The following is a 4,807-nucleotide window of genomic DNA, read 5'->3' as shown; positions in this document are numbered from 1 at the left end:
CGCGGCTTTCGGCGTACGGGCTGGATGTTCTTGATGGAGGGGCGGTTGCGGCTGCGGCGGTGGAGCTTGGGGATGTGGATGTGCTCGTGTTCACGGCTGCGACCAACGTACGGAAGCGGATTCTCGACTACACCGGTGAGGAGTTTGATCGGGTTGTTTCGCTGAACTTGCGGGCCTCGTTCGACCTGGTTCGTGCGTTTGGGGCTGGGATGGTGGAGCGGGGTCGGGGCAGCATCGTGGGGTTCAGTTCGATCCGGGCGACGACTGTTGAGCCCGGGCAATCGGTGTACGCGGCAACCAAGGCGGGACTCGTTCAGTTGCTGCGGACTGCCGCTGCCGAGTTCGGGCCGCAGGGCGTGCGGGTGAACGCGATCGCGCCGGGTGTCGTCGAGACGCCGCTCACCGCGCAGATCAAGGCGGACCCAGCGTGGTACGAGGCGTACGCGCAGAAGAGTGCGCTCGGCCGCTGGGCCAGTGCCGACGAACTCGCGGGCGCGGTGGTGTACCTCGCCTCGGACGCCTCCTCGTTCGTCACCGGCAGCGTCCTCGCCGTCGACGGAGGCTGGACCGCCGTAGACGGCCGCTTCAACCCACCAAACTAACCACCAGGAGCCCGATGCTGGACGAGCGAACCACCTCGACGACCGGTAGCGCCGCTGACCTGACCGCCTCGGTCCCGGATGACCCACAGCATTGTCGAGCGGACGGGGTACCGGACCGCCACGCCATCACAATCAAGGTCGAGCCGGGTGCGTGACGCTCGCGAGGGTGCGAGGAGCGCGGTTGTGATGGCCTGGCGGTCCGGCATGTCGTCGAGAGGACTTCGCGTGGCGACCGTGGTGGGCCGACCACCAGGAGTGTCGGACAACCGACGGCCTCGTCGAGGTGGGAGATGCCGGACCGCCACGGCATCACAATCCGGATCAGGCCGGGTGCCTGAGGCTCGCGACGGTGCAAGGAGCGCGGTTGTGATGGCCTGGCGGTCCGGGATCTCTTCGAGAGGACTACACATGAGGACGTGGCCGGCCAAGCACCAGGAGCTGACGATGACTGACAGCCTCGCTGAACTGACCGCCTGGAGTGCCGGGTGACCGACGGCCTCGCTGAACTGACTGCCTGGAGTGCTGGATGACTGAGAGTCTTGCTGATCTGACCGCCGTCGAGATGCTGGACCGGTATCGCGACCGCTCGGTTTCACCCGTCGAGGTAGTCGAGGCCGTGCTTGCCCGGGTCGAAGAACTCGAGCCCAAGCTCTCCGCGACCTACGCTCTCGACCCCTCCGGAGCTCGCGCCGCCGCCCGCGATTCGGAGTACCGGTGGACTCGCGGCGAACCAGCCGGCCCGCTCGACGGCGTACCGGTCACTGTCAAAGAGAACATCGCCACTCGCGGCACCCCGGTACCGCAAGGCACGGCCGCGACCGAACTGATCCCGGCAACCGAGGACGCCCCCGCCGCGGCCCGACTTCGAGAATCCGGTGCCGTGATCTTCAGTAAGACGACGATGCCGGAGTACGGGATGCTCTCGTCCGGCGTCTCCACGTTCCACCCGCTGACCCGCAACCCCTGGGACCTGGCCCGTACTGCGGGCGGCTCGAGCGCCGGTGCCGCCGCAGCGGCCGCCGCTGGCTACGGGCCGATCCACATCGGCACCGACATCGGCGGCTCGATCCGCCTGCCCGCCGGATGGTCCGGCGTCGTCGGCCTCAAACCCACCCACGGACGAGTCGCCGTCGGAAACCCGTACCCAGGCAGGGCAATCGGCCCTCTCGCTCGTACTGCGGCCGACGCCGCGCTCGCGCTCTCCGTCATGACCGGCCCCGACCGCCGCGACTCCACCTCCCTACCGCGAACCACCGACCCCGCCAGCCCGGAACGTCTGAAGATCGCACTGCTGCTCGACGCCGGACTCGGCCTGCCGGTAGACCCCGAGGTCGCCGCCGCGGTCTCGTCGGCGGCGGCGCAACTCGAGAAGGCAGGCGCGATCGTCGAACCGATCGCCCCGGTCATCACCCGCGAAATGCTCGACGGGCTGGACCGCTTCTGGCGCGTGCGATCCGCGTACGACATCAAGGCCCTGCCCGAAGAACGCCGCGCAAAGGTTCTCCCGGAGATCCGCCGCTGGGTCTCCACCGCCGGCGACCTCTCCCCGTTCGACGTCTACCACGGCTTCTCCCAGATGGGCGCAATGGCAGTCGCCGTCGACAACGCCTTCGCCGACTACGACTTCATCCTGTCGCCGGTCGCCCCGATCACCGCCTTCCCCGCCGAACTCGCCTACCCCACCGACGACCCCCTGAAGCCGTTCGAACACATCGCCTTCACCGTCCCGTACAACATGTCCGCCCACCCCGCTCTCTCCGTGAACTGCGGCTACACGACCACCGGCCTCCCCATCGGCCTCCAAATCGCCGCCCCCCACTTCCACGACCTCCCCGCCCTAACCCTCGCCACCACGATCGAACACCAATCCCCCCACCACCCCTGGCCCACTCCCTGACCGTCGCGATCACCTCCCGGGGGAACTGGCTCCAGCTGGCCAGAACTGTCTATCAGATTTGCCTTAAAAGTGTCTAGTCACCTAGCCTAGACCGCAGGGCAATCTCCGATGGCGTTGTTCGGAAGGTCTACAGAGCGCTCGCCGAGGTGAGGGGAAGGACTCATGACGAACTACGAGGTAGCAGTGGCGCGCGAGGGACGCTGGTGGATGATCGAGATTCCTGAATTAGATGGACTCACGCAAGCCCGCCGGCTCGACGAGGTGGAGAAGATGGCGCGGGAGTACATCGCGGTGACGGTCGATGTTCCCATCTCTCAGGTGACGGTCTCGATCTCTGGCGTCAAGGTTGCGGGCCAGGACGTACTGGAGACGAAGGCGCTCGTCGATGACCTCCGCAGGCACGCAAAGCAACTTGATGATCTCGTCGCAGAACTCACGCGGGAGTTCGCATCGGCATTGTCGGGTGCGAGTGTTCCAGTCCGAGACGTGAGCAAGATGCTTGGCGTCTCCCATCAGCGAGTCTCTCAACTAGTGCAGGCAGCGCCTAAGGCCCAGCCCTCGGCGCTAGCGAAGGTGTTGCTTACAGCCAGAACCGCGCACAGGAACGATCTCGTCGTCCACCTCAAGGCCGGCCAGGCACCGCAAGTTGTTGAGGTACAGCCTGTCAAGAAGACCACCGCTGCAAAGAAGTCGAAGGCGAAGGCGAGCTGAGCGACCACCTGAGCTCCCTCGGGAGCCGATCCCGGCGGACCGCTGGTGGCGGTAGCTTGTAGGGAGGTTTTGGATCGAGGAGACGCCTAGGGGCAAGTGCCATGGCAGATCATCGCGGCAGTGACGGGTACCCGGCCGACCAATTTCGACGCGGGCTGGTGGCGCACTGCTACCGGATGCTCGGGTCGGTCCGCGAGGCCGAGGGGGTGGTGCGCAAGACCTACCACCTCGCCGCCAGCCGGTACTCCGAACTCGCGACCAGCCCGTACGGCGCGACGCAGGGCCTCCGTGGTCCCGATGGGCGAGCCGGAAGCTGGCTCTACGGGACGGCGACGCGGTACTGCCTGACCGCAGCCGCGGATCCCCGCCCGCTCCCGAAAGACCTCACCCGTCCGAGCCGCGAGCCTGAGGGAAAGCTGGCCGAGCGCCCCGAGGTCCTCTGGCTCGAACCAGCCCCCGACCACCTGATCGACAGCGGCCGCGCTGACCCATCGGCTGCCAGCGGCCGCGCGAACCCATTGAGTACCAGCGGACGTGCGGACCCATTGAGTACCAGCGGACGCGCCGACCGACTGGTGCCGGGGAGCCCCGCCGGCCCGTTGGTCGCTGGCGGACGCGGCGGCTCGCAGTACGGGGTGGGGCATGTTGGGCTGGAGTTCGTCGCAGCCTTGCAACGCCTACCGGCTGAGCAGCGGGCTGCGTTGACTCTGCGCGACGTCGAGCGTTGGCCGAGTACGGCGATCGCCGAGGTGCTCGAGACCAGTCCGTTCGCCATCGACAACCTCATCGCGGATGCCCGGGACCGCTTCGACCCAGGACCAGGTCACCTGACCGCCGCCGATCAACGTTTGCTGCTTGAGCGGTATGCCCTCGCGTTCGAGCAATACGACGTACCGGCGATCGTCGAACTGTTCGACGCCGACGCGATCTGGGAGATGCCGCCGTTCACCTCATGGTTCCGCGGGCCCCGGAATATCGGCCGCCTGATCTCCACCCACTGCCCGGCGGAAGGCCCCGGCGACCAGGTCCTAGTACCAATCAAGGCGAACGGCCAACCCGGATTCGCTGTCTACATGCGAGACCCGGTCGAGAACGTCCACCGCGCGTTCCAGATCCAGGTTCTCACCCTGACCGTCACCGGCATCATCCACGCCGTCGCCTTCTTCGACCTCACCCTGTTCGAGGCCTTCAACCTCCCAGACCTCTTCACCGGCCTCCCCGAATCACCCACCGACCATCGCCCAAGACTCCACATCGAGCGCAGCCGACAACACCACGACAACGGAAACTGACCTGCGTACTCGAGTTGGACGGACGGACGGACGGCTGGCCGGGCTGAGCCGGTCAGCTTAGTGGCGGATCCAACGACCTCCATGCGGCGATTTCCGGCGCTGGCTCGAGTCGGTCGGCGCCGACTTGAAGGCTGGCACGCGCCGCCTCGTAGTAGCGATCACGCTGGACGTGTGCGCGCTGAAAGAACTCAAGGAACTGGGCTTCGCTCGCATCCGTGTCGGTCAGGAGGTGATACAGGTCGGAGACAGCCTTGCTCCAGTCCCTTGCTGCTGTGACAGTCGCGTTGTCACCGAGCAGGGCGACA

At 66.7% G+C, this 4,807-nt stretch carries 5 protein-coding genes; 4 read left to right on the top strand and 1 reads right to left on the bottom strand.

Features of this window, described 5'->3' with window-relative positions:
- From VFG33_RS34675 to VFG33_RS34660, 4 genes are all read left to right on the top strand, one after another.
- Positions 1 to 602: SDR family NAD(P)-dependent oxidoreductase (locus VFG33_RS34675; protein ID WP_325057246.1), on the top strand; the 602-nt coding region annotated here is incomplete at its 5' end.
- Between the two features lie 526 nt (positions 603 to 1,128).
- Entirely contained in the window at positions 1,129 to 2,499 is a 1,371-nt protein-coding gene (locus tag VFG33_RS34670; RefSeq protein WP_325057245.1) for an amidase, read from the top strand.
- Between the two features lie 162 nt (positions 2,500 to 2,661).
- Positions 2,662 to 3,210 carry a hypothetical protein gene (locus tag VFG33_RS34665; RefSeq protein WP_325057244.1) on the top strand — a complete coding sequence of 183 codons (549 nt, stop codon included), beginning with the start codon at positions 2,662 to 2,664 and terminating at the stop codon, positions 3,208 to 3,210.
- Positions 3,211 to 3,311: 101 nt separating this feature from the next.
- Positions 3,312 to 4,502 (top strand): sigma factor-like helix-turn-helix DNA-binding protein, encoded by a 1,191-nt coding sequence (locus tag VFG33_RS34660; RefSeq protein ID WP_325057243.1) that lies wholly within the window; start codon positions 3,312 to 3,314, stop codon positions 4,500 to 4,502.
- Positions 4,503 to 4,554: 52 nt separating this feature from the next.
- Here the strand turns inward: VFG33_RS34660 and VFG33_RS34655 are convergent.
- On the bottom strand, positions 4,555 to 4,807 hold a 253-nt coding region (locus VFG33_RS34655; RefSeq protein ID WP_325057242.1), incomplete at its 5' end, for a hypothetical protein.

Origin of the sequence: Kribbella sp., assembly GCF_035687465.1 — a bacterium.
GTDB lineage: Bacteria > Actinomycetota > Actinomycetes > Propionibacteriales > Kribbellaceae > Kribbella.
The sequence above is the reverse complement of the archived record's forward strand: the minus strand, read 5'-3'. Positions and strand labels throughout refer to the sequence as shown.

Coding starts and splice junctions, on each gene's coding strand:
- VFG33_RS34665 (WP_325057244.1), top strand. CDS start 2,662: ATGACGAACTACGAGGTAGCAGTGGCGCGCGAGGGACGCTGGTGGATG.
- VFG33_RS34670 (WP_325057245.1), top strand. CDS start 1,129: ATGACTGAGAGTCTTGCTGATCTGACCGCCGTCGAGATGCTGGACCGG.
- VFG33_RS34660 (WP_325057243.1), top strand. CDS start 3,312: ATGGCAGATCATCGCGGCAGTGACGGGTACCCGGCCGACCAATTTCGA.